This window comes from Kocuria oceani, from assembly GCF_029524215.1.
GTDB classification, from domain to species: domain Bacteria; phylum Actinomycetota; class Actinomycetes; order Actinomycetales; family Micrococcaceae; genus Kocuria; species Kocuria oceani.
Window position 1 is genome coordinate 297834 of record NZ_JARAMH010000002.1, and the last position, 14113, is coordinate 311946.

15 protein-coding genes are annotated in these 14113 nt (G+C 73.5%); 11 read left to right on the plus strand and 4 right to left on the minus strand.

Annotated features, from left to right (window positions below):
- Positions 1-36: 36 nt before the first annotated feature.
- The 11 genes from PU704_RS03325 (at position 37) to PU704_RS03375 (ending at position 8963) form a co-directional block, all read left to right on the plus strand.
- A complete protein-coding gene (locus tag PU704_RS03325) occupies positions 37-735 on the plus strand; it encodes a DUF305 domain-containing protein (RefSeq protein WP_277550121.1) in 699 nt (232 codons plus the stop codon).
- On the plus strand, positions 732-1004 hold the full coding sequence (locus tag PU704_RS03330; RefSeq protein ID WP_277550122.1) for an SHOCT domain-containing protein: 273 nt from the start codon (positions 732-734) through the stop codon (positions 1002-1004). Before PU704_RS03325 ends, PU704_RS03330 begins: the two co-directional genes overlap by 4 nt.
- Positions 1001-2494: a multicopper oxidase family protein gene (locus PU704_RS03335; RefSeq protein WP_277550123.1), complete on the plus strand. Its 1494-nt coding sequence runs from the start codon at positions 1001-1003 to the stop codon at positions 2492-2494. The genes PU704_RS03330 and PU704_RS03335 overlap by 4 nt, the downstream gene beginning before the upstream one ends.
- Before the next feature lie 51 nt (positions 2495-2545).
- A complete protein-coding gene (locus PU704_RS03340; RefSeq protein WP_277550124.1) occupies positions 2546-3940 on the plus strand; it encodes an APC family permease in 1395 nt (464 codons plus the stop codon).
- 283 nt (positions 3941-4223) lie between these two features.
- Entirely contained in the window at positions 4224-5354 is a 1131-nt protein-coding gene (locus PU704_RS03345) for a carboxylate-amine ligase (RefSeq protein ID WP_277550125.1), read from the plus strand.
- Positions 5351-6238 (plus strand): alpha/beta fold hydrolase, encoded by an 888-nt coding sequence (locus PU704_RS03350; RefSeq protein ID WP_277550126.1) that lies wholly within the window; start codon positions 5351-5353, stop codon positions 6236-6238. The genes PU704_RS03345 and PU704_RS03350 overlap by 4 nt, the downstream gene beginning before the upstream one ends.
- Positions 6238-6939 (plus strand): esterase/lipase family protein, encoded by a 702-nt coding sequence (locus PU704_RS03355; RefSeq protein ID WP_277550127.1) that lies wholly within the window; start codon positions 6238-6240, stop codon positions 6937-6939. Before PU704_RS03350 ends, PU704_RS03355 begins: the two co-directional genes overlap by 1 nt.
- Positions 6940-7061: 122 nt before the next feature.
- The gene (locus tag PU704_RS03360; RefSeq protein WP_277550128.1) at positions 7062-7328 is read left to right on the plus strand and encodes an SHOCT domain-containing protein; all 267 of its coding nucleotides are present in this window, start codon (positions 7062-7064) and stop codon (positions 7326-7328) included.
- A 133-nt stretch (positions 7329-7461) separates the two neighbouring features.
- Positions 7462-7656: a DUF2795 domain-containing protein gene (locus PU704_RS03365; protein WP_047803530.1), complete on the plus strand. Its 195-nt coding sequence runs from the start codon at positions 7462-7464 to the stop codon at positions 7654-7656.
- A gap of 216 nt (positions 7657-7872) precedes the next feature.
- Positions 7873-8280: a four-helix bundle copper-binding protein gene (locus tag PU704_RS03370; RefSeq protein ID WP_047803529.1), complete on the plus strand. Its 408-nt coding sequence runs from the start codon at positions 7873-7875 to the stop codon at positions 8278-8280.
- A gap of 158 nt (positions 8281-8438) precedes the next feature.
- Entirely contained in the window at positions 8439-8963 is a 525-nt protein-coding gene (locus tag PU704_RS03375) for an HPP family protein (RefSeq protein ID WP_277550129.1), read from the plus strand.
- A gap of 39 nt (positions 8964-9002) precedes the next feature.
- Here the strand turns inward: PU704_RS03375 and PU704_RS03380 are convergent, their stop codons facing one another.
- The 4 genes from PU704_RS03380 to PU704_RS03395 form a co-directional block, all read right to left on the minus strand.
- Positions 9003-9464, minus strand: a complete 462-nt coding sequence (locus PU704_RS03380) for a hypothetical protein (RefSeq protein WP_277550130.1) — start codon at positions 9462-9464, stop codon at positions 9003-9005.
- Positions 9461-11950, minus strand: a complete 2490-nt coding sequence (locus PU704_RS03385) for a molybdopterin oxidoreductase family protein (RefSeq protein WP_277550131.1) — start codon at positions 11948-11950, stop codon at positions 9461-9463. Before PU704_RS03385 ends, PU704_RS03380 begins: the two co-directional genes overlap by 4 nt.
- Positions 11951-12148: 198 nt before the next feature.
- Complete coding sequence (locus PU704_RS03390) at positions 12149-12709, minus strand: DUF421 domain-containing protein (RefSeq protein ID WP_277550132.1); 561 nt, start codon at positions 12707-12709, stop codon at positions 12149-12151.
- A 45-nt stretch (positions 12710-12754) separates the two neighbouring features.
- The gene (locus tag PU704_RS03395) at positions 12755-13999 is read right to left on the minus strand and encodes a cation:proton antiporter (RefSeq protein WP_277550133.1); all 1245 of its coding nucleotides are present in this window, start codon (positions 13997-13999) and stop codon (positions 12755-12757) included.
- Positions 14000-14113 lie beyond the last annotated feature (114 nt).

The following is a 14113-nucleotide window of genomic DNA, read 5'->3' on the forward strand; positions in this document are numbered from 1 at the left end:
GACCACCCCGCAGACACCGAACGAAGGACCGACACCATGACCCGCACCACCACGCTCCCCGCCCTCGCGCTCGCCGCCGTGCTCGCACTCGCCGGCTGCGGGAACGGCCAGGAGGCGGAGACGCCGGCCACCGGCGGCGCGAGCCCCGCCGCGGACGCCACCCCGACCGGGAGCACCCCGACCGGGAGCACCCCGACCGCGAACACGTCGACCGGGTCCGCGCCGGCCTCCGGCGCCGCCACGGAGATCTCCGGCGAGCACAACGACGCCGACGTCATGTTCGCGCAGATGATGATCCCCCACCACGAGCAGGCGGTGCAGATGAGCGAGGTCCTCCTGGGCAAGGACGGTGTCCCCCAGGACGTCCGGGACCTCGCCGAGCGGGTGGCGCAGACGCAGGAGCCCGAGATCGAGCGGATGCAGGCGATGCTGACGGCCTGGGACGCTCCCGCGACCCCGGACGAGTCGGCCACGGCCCACGGCGGCCACGGATCCGGCATGGTCGACGAGCAGGGCATGAACTGGCTGCGCGAGGCCGAGGAGGGGCCCGAGGCCGCCGGACTGTACCTGGAGCAGATGATCCGCCACCACGAGGGCGCCACCGAGATGGCCCGCGACGAGGTGGAGGAGGGATCCAACCCGGAGGCCGTCGAGCTCGCCGGGGAGATCGTCGAGGCCCAGGAGGCGGAGATTCAGGAGATGAGGACGATGCTGGAGGAGCTGGATCGGCCATGATGTGGGGCGACGGCATGGGCTGGGGCATGGGCTGGATGTGGATCTTCTGGCTCCTGCTGATCGTGGGCATGGTGGTCCTGGTGGTCGTGCTCGTGAAGCTGCTGACCGGCGGCGAGAGCGGCCGGAGCCGCCGCAACGGTCCCGCCTCACCGTCCGGTCCGCGACCCCGCCGGTCCCTCGAGATCCTGGAGGAGCGCTACGCGCGCGGGGAGATCAGCACCGAGGAGTACCGCGAACGGCTGCGCACCCTGGAGGAGGGCGACCGGTGAGCCCGCTGACGCGCCGGCAGCTGCTGGCCCTGGGAGCCGCCGGGGCGGGCGCCGCGGCCGTGGGCGGGGCGGGGCTGTGGTGGACCGGCGGCGGCGAGGCCCTCGGCGGCGGCCGCGGACTGGTCCAGCCCGAGGTGCTGAGCGCCGCCGACGGACTGCTCGAGCTGGACCTCGCGGCCGCCCCGGCCACGGTCCGCGTCGGGGCGCGCACGGCGCACGTCCAGGCCTTCAACGGCTCCCTGCCCGGCCCCACCCTGCGGCTGCGGCCCGGGAACACGCTGCGGGTGGCGATGACCAACCGGCTGGAGGTCCCGACCAACCTGCACGTGCACGGGCTGCACGTCTCCCCGGAGGGCCACGGGGACAACCCGTTCGTGAGCATCGCACCGGGGGAGTCCTTCGACTACGACCTCGCCCTGCCGGAGGACCACCCGCCGGGCACCTACTGGTACCACCCGCACCGGCACGGCCACGTGGCCGACCAGCTGGCGGCCGGCCTCTACGGGGCGATCGTCGTCGAGAGCCCCGACCCCGTCCCGGTGACGCGCGAGCGCGTCCTGGTCGTCTCGGACATCACCCTGGACGCCTCCGGCGTGCTCGCCGCGGTCTCCCCGCCGGAGCAGATGATGGGCCGGGAGGGCGAGACCGTGCTGGTCAACGGCCAGGTCCGTCCCGCGGCCACCGCCGCCCCCGGGGAGCGGGAGCTGTGGCGGGTCGTCAACGCCTGCCCGGCCCGGTTCCTGCGGCTGACCCTCGACGGCCAGACCCTGCGGCTGTCCGGACGCGACGTCGGCCGCCTGCCCGCACCGCGCGAGATCACCGAGGTGACCCTGGCCCCCGGCAACCGGGCGGAGCTGCTGGTGGACACCCGCGGGGGCACTTCCACGCTGACCGCCGCCCCGGTGGACCGCGGAAGCATGGACGGCATGATGGGCGGGCGGACGCCCGGGGACGGCCCGGGCAACGACGAGCCGATCGAGCTGCTCACCCTGGAGGTCACCGGGGCCCCGGCCGGGGCCGTGGGTCCGGTGCCTCCCGGGCCCGCGCCGCGGGACCTGCGCGGGGAGCCCGTGGCCGCCCGGCGGACCCTGGACTTCGCCATGGGCATGGACGGCGGCATGATGAGCGGCGGGATGATGGGCAGCACGCGCGGTCCCGGCTCGATGACGACCTTCACGATCAACGGGGAGCCGTTCGACGAGGACCGCACCGACCAGCGCGTCGCCCCGGGGACCGTGGAGGAGTGGACGCTGACCAACTCCAGCCCCATGGACCACCCGATGCACCTGCATGTCTGGCCGATGCAGGTCGTGGCGGACGGGGACGGGGACGTCGACGCCCCTCTCTGGCTGGACGTGGTCGACATCCCGGCCTTCGGAGAGGTGGTGGTCCGGGTGGCCTTCGACGACTTCACCGGCCGCACCGTCTACCACTGCCACATCCTCGACCACGAGGACCTCGGCATGATGGGCACCGTCGAGGTCCGCTGACCGCACAGCCCACCGCACCGACGCACCCACCCACTGATCCGGAGGAGGACCGTGGAACGCCGCGACACGCACGACGACACCCACGACGACACGCACGAGCACCGGACGACGCAGCAGGAGCAGGCGCACGGAACGGACCGGGAGCAGGACCGGGACCAGAAACTGTCCCTGACCGGGTCCGTCGCCCTGGGGACGGGGGTGATGATCGGCGCGGGCATCTTCGCCCTGGTGGGGCAGGTGGCCGAGCTGGCCGGCGGCTGGGTGCCGTGGGCGTTCCTCGCCGGGGCCGTGGTCGTCGCCTTCAGCTCCTACTCCTACATCCGCTACTCGGCCGCCAACCCGTCCTCCGGCGGGATCGCCATGCTGCTCAAGGCCGCCTACGGCCCCGGGGTGGTGGCCGGGTCCTTCGCCCTGTTCATGTACGTCTCGATGATCCTCGCCCAGTCCCTGCTCGGGCGCACCTTCGGCACCTACCTGCTGCGCCCCTTCGGGATGCAGGACTCCGCGGTGTGGGTGCCGGTGCTGGCGGTGGTGGCGATCGTTGCCGCGGCGCTGGTGAACCTCGTGGGCAACCGCTGGGTGGAGCGCTCCGCCACGGTGACGGCCGCGCTCAAGATCGCCGGCATCGGGATCCTGGCCGTCGGCGGGATCCTCGCCGCCGGCGTCGACTCGCTGGACCGGCTGGTCACCGTCGCCGACCGCACCCCGCCGGAGGCGGGGTGGCCGGGCTTCCTGGCCGGGGTCACCCTGTGCATCCTCGCCTACAAGGGCTTCACCACGATCACCAACCAGGGTGCGGACCTGGCCCGTCCCGAGCGCAACATCGGACGCTCCATCATGATCTCCATCGCCCTGTGCACCGTGCTCTACCTGCTGATCACGGTGGCCGTCACCGGCAGCCTGAGCGTGCCGGAGATCGTGGCCGCGCGCGACTACGCGCTCGCCGAGGCGGCCGAGCCCATGTTCGGCGTCTGGGGCGTGCGGCTGACCGTGGCCATCGCGGTCGTCGCCACGCTCTCGGGCCTGGTCGCGAGCCTCTTCGCGGTCTCGAAGCTCTACGACATGCTCCGGGACATGGGCCAGGCCCCCGGGCTGCCGGGAAAGGAGTGCCACCAGTCGCTGTCCATCACGGCGGGACTGGCCATCGTCATGGCCGCCTTCTTCGACCTGTCCCAGATCGCCGCGCTGGGGGCGATCCTCTACCTGGCGATGGACATCGCCATCCACCTCGGCATCCTCCGCCACCTCAAGGACGACGTGCAGGCCAGGCCCTGGATCCCCTGGGTCGCGATCGCCCTCGACGTCGCGGTGCTCGTGCCGTTCGTGCTGCTGAAGGCCCGGGCGGACCCGTTCACCCTGGTGGTCACCGCCGTGGTGGCCGCGGTGATCGTCGCCGCCCAGTGGGTCACGGTGCGCCGCCGGTCCGGCGCCTCGGAGGGCCGGTAGCCGGAGCAGGCTCCGGCCGAGCGTGGAACCACCGGTCCTCCGGGGCCCGGAGCGGCCCGGATCGCGCCGGGCCGCACCGCCCGAGGCCGCTGCCCGGCACCACGCCCGCGCGACGGGGGCCGGGAAGGACCGACGCCGTGCCGGGCGCGTCCGAGGGGCTCGTCCCGCGCGTCGGAACGGGTCCGGGCACCGCGCTCGCCGGGACCCGGGTGCTACGCTCCGATGAGCGCGACGACACGCCGCGACAGGCCTCGGCCTGCCGACCCGGATGGAGGCGAACACCGTGCCCCCGTACCCCGACACGGCCGGCCCCGACGACCGGGGCCGCACCTTCGGCGTCGAGGAGGAGCTGCTCCTCGTGGACGCCGAGACCCTCGAGCCCGCGGCGGTGAGCCGGGACGTGGTCCGTGACCACGACCGGCACCCGGTGGACTCCGGGCACCGGATCAGCACCGAGCTGCAGCAGGAGCAGATCGAGGTCGCCGGGCCCCCGGTGCAGGGGCTCGAGGAGCAGCTCGCCGCGATCCGGCAGGGCCGGGCGCTCCTGGACGCCGCCGCGGGCCGCCGGGGAGCCCGGGCCGTGGCGCTGGCCTCACCGGTGTTCCCGGCCCGGCCCCACCTCGTGCCCCAGCCCCGCTACGAGTGGCTGCACGAGCGGTACGGCATGGTCGTCGAGGACCAGCTGACCTGCGGTCTGCACGTCCACGTGGGGATCTCCGGCCCGGACGAGGGCGTGGCCGTGCTGGACCGGATCCGCGGCTGGCTGCCGGTCCTGCTGGCGCTCAGCGCCAACTCGCCCTTCTGGTACGGCCGGGACACCGGGTTCGGCAGCTTCCGGTACCAGACGTGGACCCGCTGGCCCACGTCCGGTCCCGACGAGCTCCTGGCCACGGTCCCGGAGTACGACCGCCGGTGCGCGGCCCTGCTGCGCTCCGGGCTGGCCCTGGACCGCGGCATGCTGTACTTCGACGCCAGGCTCTCCGCCCGGTACCCCACCGTGGAGATCCGGATCGCCGATGTGTGCCTCGAGGCCGAGCACGCCGCGGTGCTCGCGGCCCTCGCCCGCGCCCTGGTCGAGACGGCCGCCGGGCAGTGGCGGAGCGGCGCCGCGGCGCCGCCGATCGGCGTGGGCCAGCTGCGTGCCTGGTCGTGGCAGGCCAGCGCCGCCGGGCTCGACGGGACGCTGGTCAGCCCGGTCTCCGGCGCGCCCGCGCCCGCGGAGGAGGTCGTGGCGGCGCTGCTGGCGCACGTGCGCCCCGCCCTCGAGGCGCAGGGCGAGCAGGAGTCCGTGGCCCGGATGGTGGCGGCCCTCCTGCAGGGAGGGTCCGGGGCACGGCGTCAGCGCGAGGCCTGGGGGGCGCGGCAGGACCCGCACGACGTGGTCCGCGCGGCCCTCGAGGCGACCCACCGGTGAGGCGGGTCACCGACGACCGGAAGGGCTCCCCGCGCCGGGGCCCCGGCCCGGCCCGGGCGGAGGAGCGCGCCGCACCGCCCGTTGCGAGCACCGGCCGGGTGCGCCGGCATCCCCTGCTCCGGCGGCGCCGCGTCGTCGTCGGGCCCCACACGGTGGACGTGCGCGGGACCTTCGACCCCGCCCGTCCGCCGGTGGTCCTGGTGCACGGGATCGGGATGTCGGGGGCGTACTTCCTGCGCCTGGCGGACGAGCTCGCCGTGACCCGCGACGTGTACGCCCTGGACCTGCCGGGCTACGGCACGACACCGAAGCCGCGGCAGCCCCTCTCCGTGGCCGAGCTGGGGGAGGCCGCCGCGGGGGCGGTCGCGGCGCTGGGGCTGTCGAGGCCCGTCCTGGTCGGGCAGTCCATGGGCTGCCAGGTCGTCGTGGACGCCGTCAGGGACCATCCCGGACTGTGCTCGGGCTACGTCCTCGTCGGGCCCACCGTGGACCCGGACGCGCCCAGCCGGCCGGCCCAGGGGTGGCGGCTGCTGCGGGACACGCTGCGCGAGCCGCCGCGGACCAACGCCCTCGTCCTCCGGGACTACCTGCGGATGGGCCCGCTCCGCTACCTGCGCACCACCCGGTCCATGGTCCGGGACCGGATCGAGGAGGACATCCGGGGTTGCACGGTTCCGGGCCTGATCGTGCGGGGAGGGCGGGACCCCATCGCCCCGCACGACTGGGTGCGGCGACTGGCCCGGGCCGCCCCCGACGCCCGGGTGGTGGAGATCCCCGGTGCCCCGCACAACGTCCAGCACACCGACCCGAAGGAGCTCGCCGCAGCATGCGCCCCCTTTCTCGACGCCTGCCGACCCGCCCGCCGTCCGGACGGCTCGGCGTGATGCCGCGCCGGCTGGCGGAGGCGGGGACCAACCTCGCGGCCTGGGCGCAGGACTACGCCTACGCCCTGCGCTGGCAGGCGGCCGGATTCCTCGGCCGGTGGGACCCGGCGCACTACCGGGCACCGGCCGATCCGGAGCGGACGCCGGTCGTGCTGATCCCCGGGATCTACGAGTCCTGGACCTTCCTGCTGCCCGTGGCCGGGCTGCTGCGGGAGCACGGGCACGACGTGCACGTGGTCGAGGACCTGAAGTTCAACACCGGCACCATCCAGGAGATGGCCGAGCTGGTGGACGCGCACCTGCGCACGGCGGGCGTGGAGCGGTGCGTGCTCGTGGCGCACAGCAAGGGCGGGCTGATCGGCAAGCACCTCCTGGCCCACCACAACGGGGGCGCCGGGATCCACGGGCTCGTGGCGGTCAACACCCCGTTCTCCGGGTCCGAGCTGGCCCGGCTGCTGCCGCTGTCCACCATCCGGGTGTTCCTGCCGCACTCCCCGGAGCTCACCGCGCTGACCACCCAGCAGGCGGTGAACCGGGACATCGTCTCGATCTACGGCCGCTTCGACCCGCACATCCCCGGCGGCAGCCGCCTGGAGGGCGCCCACAACGTCCAGCTCGGGACCCGCGGGCACTTCCTGCCCCTGAACGATCCCCGGGTGCACCGGGCGATCCTCGACGGGATCCGCACGCTGACCCGCTGACCGGCCTCCCCGGCCCGGCGGCGTCGGGGGTGGCTGGTACTCTCCGCCCATCGTCCGTGCTCCGGCGGTTGGCGCCGGGACGCGGGGACGACGTCGGAGGGGACGGTGGCACCATGGTCGTGATGGGACTGACGCCCTTCCAGGGCTGGGAAGCCGTGTCCTGGGTGCTGCTGCTCCTCACGGCCGGGTGGGGGCTGATCCGGCTGGTGCGCGGGCTGGTGCTGCGCTACGGGAGCAACACCCGGTGGGGCCGGCGGACCCGCACCCGGCTGGGGCTGCGCCGGGCCCGCGACGACCTGCTGGAGCGCCACGCCCGCGGGGAGATCACCGAGGCGGAGTACCTGGAACGGCTGCGCATCCTCGAGCAGGAGGGCCGGTCCGGTCCGTGACCGCGTCGGCTCCTCGGGGCGACGCGCGGTCCGCGGGCCGGGGCTGACGCATGGCAAGGAGGCTGACAGACTGGGGGTGTTCGTGTTCCGTCGAGCCGGCGGGACGAGACCTCGCGACGACAAGGAGATTCCCATGTCCGACAAGCCCAACCCCATCGAGCTGCAGAAGCACCTCAGCGGCCTGGACTACCCGGTCAGCAAGGACGAGGTCGTGCAGAAGGCGCAGGACTCCGGTGCGGACGACTCGATCCTCGAGGCGCTGCGCAACCTTCCGGAGCAGCAGTACGAGAAGCCCACGCACGTGACCGAGGCCGTCTTCGGCGAGTAGGACCCGCGGACCCGTGTCCGGCAGGCCCCGCGGCGCGTGCCGCGGGGCCTGCCGGACTCCGGAGGGCTTCATCGAATCTTCAGGGTTCCGGGGTTCACCCGCCGGAACGGACAGTCTACTGTCGATCCTGTGGGGTGCGGCGGGCGCCGGTCCCCATCCAGCACCGCAGGACAGGTGGCCGTGGCCCGGCCGCCGATCGGACGAAGGAGCGAGACCATGACCCATGTGACATCGATGCTCGAGACCTACCCGAAGGACCTCGGCGGGGTGGACCGTCAGAAGCTGGCCGAGTGCATCGCGGCGTGCTTCGAGTGCGCCCAGACCTGTACCGCCTGTGCCGACGCCTGCCTGTCCGAGGACTCGGTCGCCGAGCTGACCAAGTGCATCCGCACCAACCTGGACTGCGCCGACGTCTGCGCCACCACGGGCAACGTCCTCTCCCGGCACACCGGCTACGACGCCAACCTGACCCGGGTGGTGCTCCAGGCCTGCCAGGCGGCCTGCAAGGCCTGCGGGGACGAGTGCGCCCAGCACGCGGAGATGCACGAGCACTGCAAGGTCTGCGCGGAGGCCTGCCGCCGCTGCGAGCAGGCCTGCGCCGACCTGATCAGCTCCCTGGGCTGATCCAGCACCGGCGAGCGAGGGGCCCGTCCGCCGGACGGGCCCCTCGCTCGCCGTTCCGCTCCGCGGTCGGCGGTCTGCGACGGCCGGACGCGCGGCGGTCGGCCGGCGGCCGGCGTCGGGCCCGGCCGAGGGCACGCAGGGGATGGAGGGAGCCCAGGATGCTGCAGGGACTGAAGACCAGGGCCGGCGCGGTGGGAGCGGGCCTGTACGCCGCCGCGCTCTCCCTCGTGGTGCTGGCGGCCTCCGGCGGGGTGGGCCTCCTGCTCCATCAGCCATGGCTGTTCCCCAGCCTGGGGCCCACGGTCATGCTGTTCTTCGAGTCCCCCGGACAACGGGCCTCGCGGCCGCTCAACGCCCTGGTCGGGCACGGGGCCGGCCTGCTCGCCGGGATCGCCGTCCTCTACGGCCTCGGTCTGCAGGACGACCCGCCCGTCCCGTCCGACGGGCTCACCCCGGCCTACCTGCTGGCCGGGGCCCTGTCGGTCGCGCTCACCACGCTGGTCCTCACCGCGGTCAGGACGCCGCACCCACCGGCCGGGGCCACCACGTTGATCGTCAGCCTCGGCATCCTCTCCGAGCCCGCGGAACTGGTCTCGATGGCCGCGGCGATCGTGCTGATCACCGCCCTGGGGTGGGGCCTCAACATCCTGCTGGGCACCCGCCCGGGCGAGGGGGAGGAGTAGGCACCGCACGGCCGGGGCGGGCCCCGCCCGGTCCGGCGCTCAGTCCGCCACCAGCAGGGCCTGCGGAGCCGCCTGCTTCATCCGTGTCGACAGCCAGTGCAGCTGCGTCCTGGTCTCGCCCTCGCAGCGCTCCACGACGTCGATCAGCTCCCGGTCCCGCAGCCCCTGGGCGGCCTGCTTCACGGCGGTCCAGGTGATGTCCACGAGACTGGCCAGCAGGTAGAGATCCTGCAGGTCCCGCAGCAGGCCCACGGGCCCGGAGCGGGTCTCGGCGAGACCGTCGGCGTGCAGGCGCTCGGGCTCGTCGTCCTCCTCGACCTCGCCGTAGCGGTCGACGACCGGGGCCAGGGCCTGCTCGTGGGCCTCGCACTGGTCGGCCAGGGACCGGCAGAGGTGGTAGACGTCGGGTTCGGCGCCGTGGCCCTCGGCGACCTGGCGGAAGGACGCGGCCAGGGTCTGCTCGGACCGGTGGAGCAGTCCCAGGTAGACGGGCAGCTTCATGGCCTCTCCTCCCGTGTGGCCACGGCCGGGGGCTCGGCCGGGGCGATGGTCTCATGCACCTCGGCGGCCGCCCCGCCCACGGTGGCCGGCACGCGGCCGCCCCGGGCGGGGCGCGAGGCGGTGGTGGTGGGAGCCGGTGCCGGTCCCGTGGCGTCGGCGACCTTGGTGACGCGCACGGCCGCGGTCTTGAACACCGGCTGCTTCGAGACGGGATCCCACTCCGTGAGGGTCAGCTCGTTGGCCGCGCGGTGGCGCTGCCCCGGGGCCCGGCCGGTGGGGTCCTGCTGGTCCCAGGACCCGTAGTGGAAGGGGGCGAACACCGTTCCGGTGCGCACGTCGCCGACCCGCACCGGGGCGGTCAGGTGGCCCCGGGGGGACTCCACCCGCACCACGTCGCCCTCGGTCAGTCCCAGGGCGGCGACGTCGGACACGGCCATCTCGACCCACACGTCGGGCGCCGCACCCTGCAGCTGCGGGGCCCGGCCGGTCTTGGTGCGGGTGTGGAAGTGGTAGACGGTCCGGCCCGTGGTGAAGCGGAACGGGTACTCCTCCCGCGGGAGTTCGTGGGGGCCCTGGTAGGGGGCGGTCTTGAAGATCGCCCGCCCGCCCGGGGCCATCGCCCGGTAGGCCTGCGGTCCCACGGTGGCGCCGGTGGTCAGGTCGTGCCCGTAGGTCTCGCTGTCGTCGGGGTCGGTGGGGAAGACGCCGTCCTCGTAGAGGCGAACGGTGCCGTCGGGGTGCTCCTCGGTGACCGGCCAGGGGATCCCGCTGCCGCCGCGCAGCGTCGCGTAGCTGAGCCCCGTGTAGTCGCAGGGCCGGCCCCGGGAGCACTCGCGCCAGGCGTCGAACCCGTCCTCGGGCCCGGACCAGTCCAGCAGCGGGCGGCCCGAGCGGGTGCGGAAGTCCATCCGCCGGGCGTAGTCCAGGAAGATCTCCAGGTCGCTGCGGGCCTCCCCCGGTGGGGACACGGCTTGTTCGGACAGGTGCACGGTGCGGTTGACGTTGGTGAAGGTCCCGGTCTTCTCGCCCCAGGCCGCGGCCGGGAGCACCACGTCGGCGTAGCGGGCGGTCTCGGTGAGGTAGAGGTCCTGGACCACGAGGAACAGGCCCTCCCGCTCGAGGACCTCGCGGATACGGGGCAGCTGCGGCATCGACACCGCCGGGTTGGTCGCCGAGACCCACAGGAACTCGATGGAGCCCTGCTCCACGTAGCGGAAGATCTGGGCCGCGTGCGTGGGCGGGGCCCAGTGCGGAATGACCAGCGGATCGATGTCCCACAGCTCCGCCAGCTGCCGGACGTGCGCGGGGTTCTCCCAGTTGCGGAAACCCGGCAGGTCACCGTCGGCCCCGCACTCGCGGGTGTTCTGGGCGGTGGGCTGGCCGTTCATCTGCAGGATCCCGCAGCCCGGTCTCCCGATCAGGCCCCGGAGCAGATGCAGGTTGTTGACCTGGTAGGCCGAGGCGGTGGCCTGGGCGGACTGGTAGAAGCCCTGCAGCACGGTGGACAGGACACGCTCGGAGGTCCCGAAGATCCGGGCGGCCGCCCGGACGTCGGCCGCGGCCACCCCGCACTCCTCGGCCACGGCCTCGGGGGTCCAGGGCTCGATCTGCTCGGCCAGGTCGTCGAAGCGCAGCGTGTGGGCGGCGACCCAGTCCTCGTCGACCCATCCCTGGGCGATCACCTCCCGGACCAGTCCGTGCATCAGCGCCAGGTTGGTGCCCGGGCGCACGGCCAGGTGCACGTCGGCGTGCCGGGCCACCTCCGTCTCGCGCGGGTCCACACAGACCACCTGTGGTCGGTCCGGGCCGGCCAGCCGGTCCAGCACCCGCGCCCACAGCACCGTCTGGGTCTCGGCCATGTTGTGGCCGAACAGGAAGACCGCGTCGCACTCGTCGATGTCCGCGTAGCTGCCCGGCTGGCCGTCGGAGCCGAAGTTCTCCTTCATGGCCGCCGCCGCCGTGGCCGTGCACAGCCGGGTGTTGCCGTCCATGTGCGGGGTGCCGATCCCGGCCTTGCCCAGGATCCCCAGGGCGTAGTACTCCTCCAGGAACAGCTGCCCGGAGGTGTAGAAGCCGTGGCTGAGCGGTCCCTGCTCCGCGAGCAGGGACCTGCTGCGGGTGACGATCCGGTCCATGGCCGTCTCCCAGTCGGTCTCCACGAGCTCCCCGTTCTCGCGGACCAGCGGACGGGTCAGGCGGTCCCGGTGGCTCACGCCCTGCCAGGAGGCGAACAGGCCCTTCGGCCCGAGCCGGCCGTGGTTGACGATGTCCACCGCGCGCCCGCGGACCCCGACCATGGTGTCGTCCTTGACCGCGATGTCGACGGCGCAGCCGTTGCTGCACAGCACGCACGCCGACTGCACCCACCGCTCCACGTCCGCCTCGGCCAGTCCCTCGGCCAGGACCTGGTCCACCCGCACGGGCCACCGCTGTCCTCGGGCGAAGGGCGTGCGCGTCCCCCAGATCTGCGCGATGCGATCGACCATGCTGACCCCGTTCCTCCGGTACCGGAGCTGCGCCGTGCGGGCGAGGCGGCCCCACAGCCTGTCCGTCCGACGGTAACCCTGCCGACGACGGCAGGGAACCCCGGCGCCCGCTGTTCCTGGGTGGCCGTTACTCCTAAATGGCCGTGCCCACCCGGCCCTTGGTCCGGATCCTGGTGTCCCCGGACACAGGGTTCGGGATCATGGCGCCCCCGGCCCCGATCCGTCCCGGCCACTGTCACCGCGCAGGGCCGCGAGGCCCCGGACGTCCTCGAGCGCGGACCCGTCGCCGTACTTGCTCGACGTGATGACGCTCAGCTTGCCGTTGGTCTCGAGCACGACGGCCTCGACCCGGGAGAGGTCGCCCGTGCCCTGCATCCGCACGGCCTGGCGCAGCTCGGACTCGGTGAGCCGGTTCCGCCGCAGCGCCTCGTGGCGGATCCGCCCCTCGGCGAGCAGCAGCGCCGGCTCGGCGGTGAAGACACCGCGCACGCGCGGCCAGCGGGAGGAGATCCAGGCCACGAGCAGCTGCAGCCCGGCCAGGACGCCGAACGCGGTGACGCCCTCCGCCCAGGAGACGTCCGTGCTCAGGAAGATGGTCGCCAGCGTGGAGCCCAGGGCGACGGTCACGACGAAGTCGAAGACGTTGAGCTGGGCGAGCGTGCGCTTGCCGGAGACCCGGAGGCACACGACCAGCGAGGCGTAGGCCGCCGCGCCGACCACCACGATGCGCAGGAGCTGGGGCCAGCCGTCAAACCACATGTCGATCACACTTCTTTCGGGGGACGGGAACGGTGCGGGGCGCGGTCATGCGGAGTGCTCCTCCTCCTTCAGTTGCGGTTCGTGGTGCTGCAGCCAGGCGCTCAGCGGCGCGGAGGTGAGTCCGTGGACGACGACGGAGGCGGTGATGGCCAGGGTGGTGTAGACGAAGACCTCGTGCTGGCCGGTGTGGCGCTCTGCCAGGGTGGCGTAGAACAGCGCCGAGACCCCCACCGGGGCGAACCAGCTCAGGAAGGCCGTCTCGGACCGGTCGTGCAGGTCCGTGAACAGCGGCCGCAGCATCCACACGGTGACCAGCCGGCGCACCAGCACGGCCGCGATCAGGACCACGGGCGGGACCCAGCCCAGGGCGGCCCATTCTGTCAGGGGCAGGGCCATGCCCAGCAGCACGAAGATCGGCAGCAGGAAGAGACGGGAGACCGCGTCCTGGACGCGGTCCTCCTGCTCCTCCTCCCGCTGGGGGATGACCTGCCCGAACACGGCGACGCCCACGAAGACCACCAGGACGGCGTCGGTGCCCAGCAGCTTGCCGGCGCCGAGCAGCAGCAGGGCCAGGGGCACGACGAAGGCCAGGTAGGAGCTGTCCTCCATCAGCCCCTTGTCCTGCACGACCACGAACAGCTTCCCCAGCAGGTACCCGGCCAGGACGCCGATGACGGCCGCCCCGAGCACCTCCCACAGCAGGACCTTCGTGAGCAGCTCCTGCCACGCCGTGTCCGGTTCGGTCAGCAGCAGCACGGGCAGCATGACGAAGAGGTAGCCCAGTCCGTCGTTGAGCCCGCTCTCGGCGGAGATGTTGTGCCGCACCCGCTCGGTGACCTTCTCCTCGGCCATGGAGCCGGTGACGATCGGGGTGGTGACCACCGGGTCGGTCGGCGTGACGATCGCTCCGACGAGCAGGGCCACCAGGAACGGGACTCCCAGTCCCCACCACAGCACCCCGGTGGCGACCACGAGCATCAGGGCCATGCCCAGGCCGATGATCACGGCGATCCAGCGGAGGTTCTTGCGCCAGTAGCCGTGCGGTAGGCGCAGCGCGACCCCGGCCAGGCCCACGGCCAGGGTGATCCGGGCCGCCTGCTCGAGCAGGGTGCCCTGGGGCACCCCGAAGTCCTCCATCCGCAGCAGGCCCAGGGCGTGGGGGCCGATCAGCACGCCGAAGGCCAGCGCCAGCAGGGGGCCGGGCAGACTGAGCCGCTGGAACAGGGTGGAGAACGTGGACAGCACCAGGATCGCCCCGGCGAACAGGGTCAGCAGCAGATTGACGTCCAACGGTGTTCCTCCTCGGGTGTCCGCCTCGGGTGTCCGCCTCCGGTGTCCGGGGGAGCCGCGGTTCCCGTCGGGACCGCGCCCCCCTACCGTAACCTTGCTGATGGTCGTCCGGGC

Bases quoted from the DNA above. Each gene is read 5' to 3' on its own strand.
- PU704_RS03325 (WP_277550121.1), top strand. From the start codon at position 37: ATGACCCGCACCACCACGCTCCCCGCCCTCGCGCTCGCCGCCGTGCTC.
- PU704_RS03330 (WP_277550122.1), top strand. From the start codon at position 732: ATGATGTGGGGCGACGGCATGGGCTGGGGCATGGGCTGGATGTGGATC.
- PU704_RS03355 (WP_277550127.1), top strand. From the start codon at position 6,238: ATGCCGCGCCGGCTGGCGGAGGCGGGGACCAACCTCGCGGCCTGGGCG.
- PU704_RS03360 (WP_277550128.1), top strand. From the start codon at position 7,062: ATGGGACTGACGCCCTTCCAGGGCTGGGAAGCCGTGTCCTGGGTGCTG.
- PU704_RS03365 (WP_047803530.1), top strand. From the start codon at position 7,462: ATGTCCGACAAGCCCAACCCCATCGAGCTGCAGAAGCACCTCAGCGGC.
- PU704_RS03370 (WP_047803529.1), top strand. From the start codon at position 7,873: ATGACCCATGTGACATCGATGCTCGAGACCTACCCGAAGGACCTCGGC.
- PU704_RS03375 (WP_277550129.1), top strand. From the start codon at position 8,439: ATGCTGCAGGGACTGAAGACCAGGGCCGGCGCGGTGGGAGCGGGCCTG.
- PU704_RS03380 (WP_277550130.1), bottom strand. From the start codon at position 9,464: ATGAAGCTGCCCGTCTACCTGGGACTGCTCCACCGGTCCGAGCAGACC.
- PU704_RS03385 (WP_277550131.1), bottom strand. From the start codon at position 11,950: ATGGTCGATCGCATCGCGCAGATCTGGGGGACGCGCACGCCCTTCGCC.
- PU704_RS03390 (WP_277550132.1), bottom strand. From the start codon at position 12,709: ATGTGGTTTGACGGCTGGCCCCAGCTCCTGCGCATCGTGGTGGTCGGC.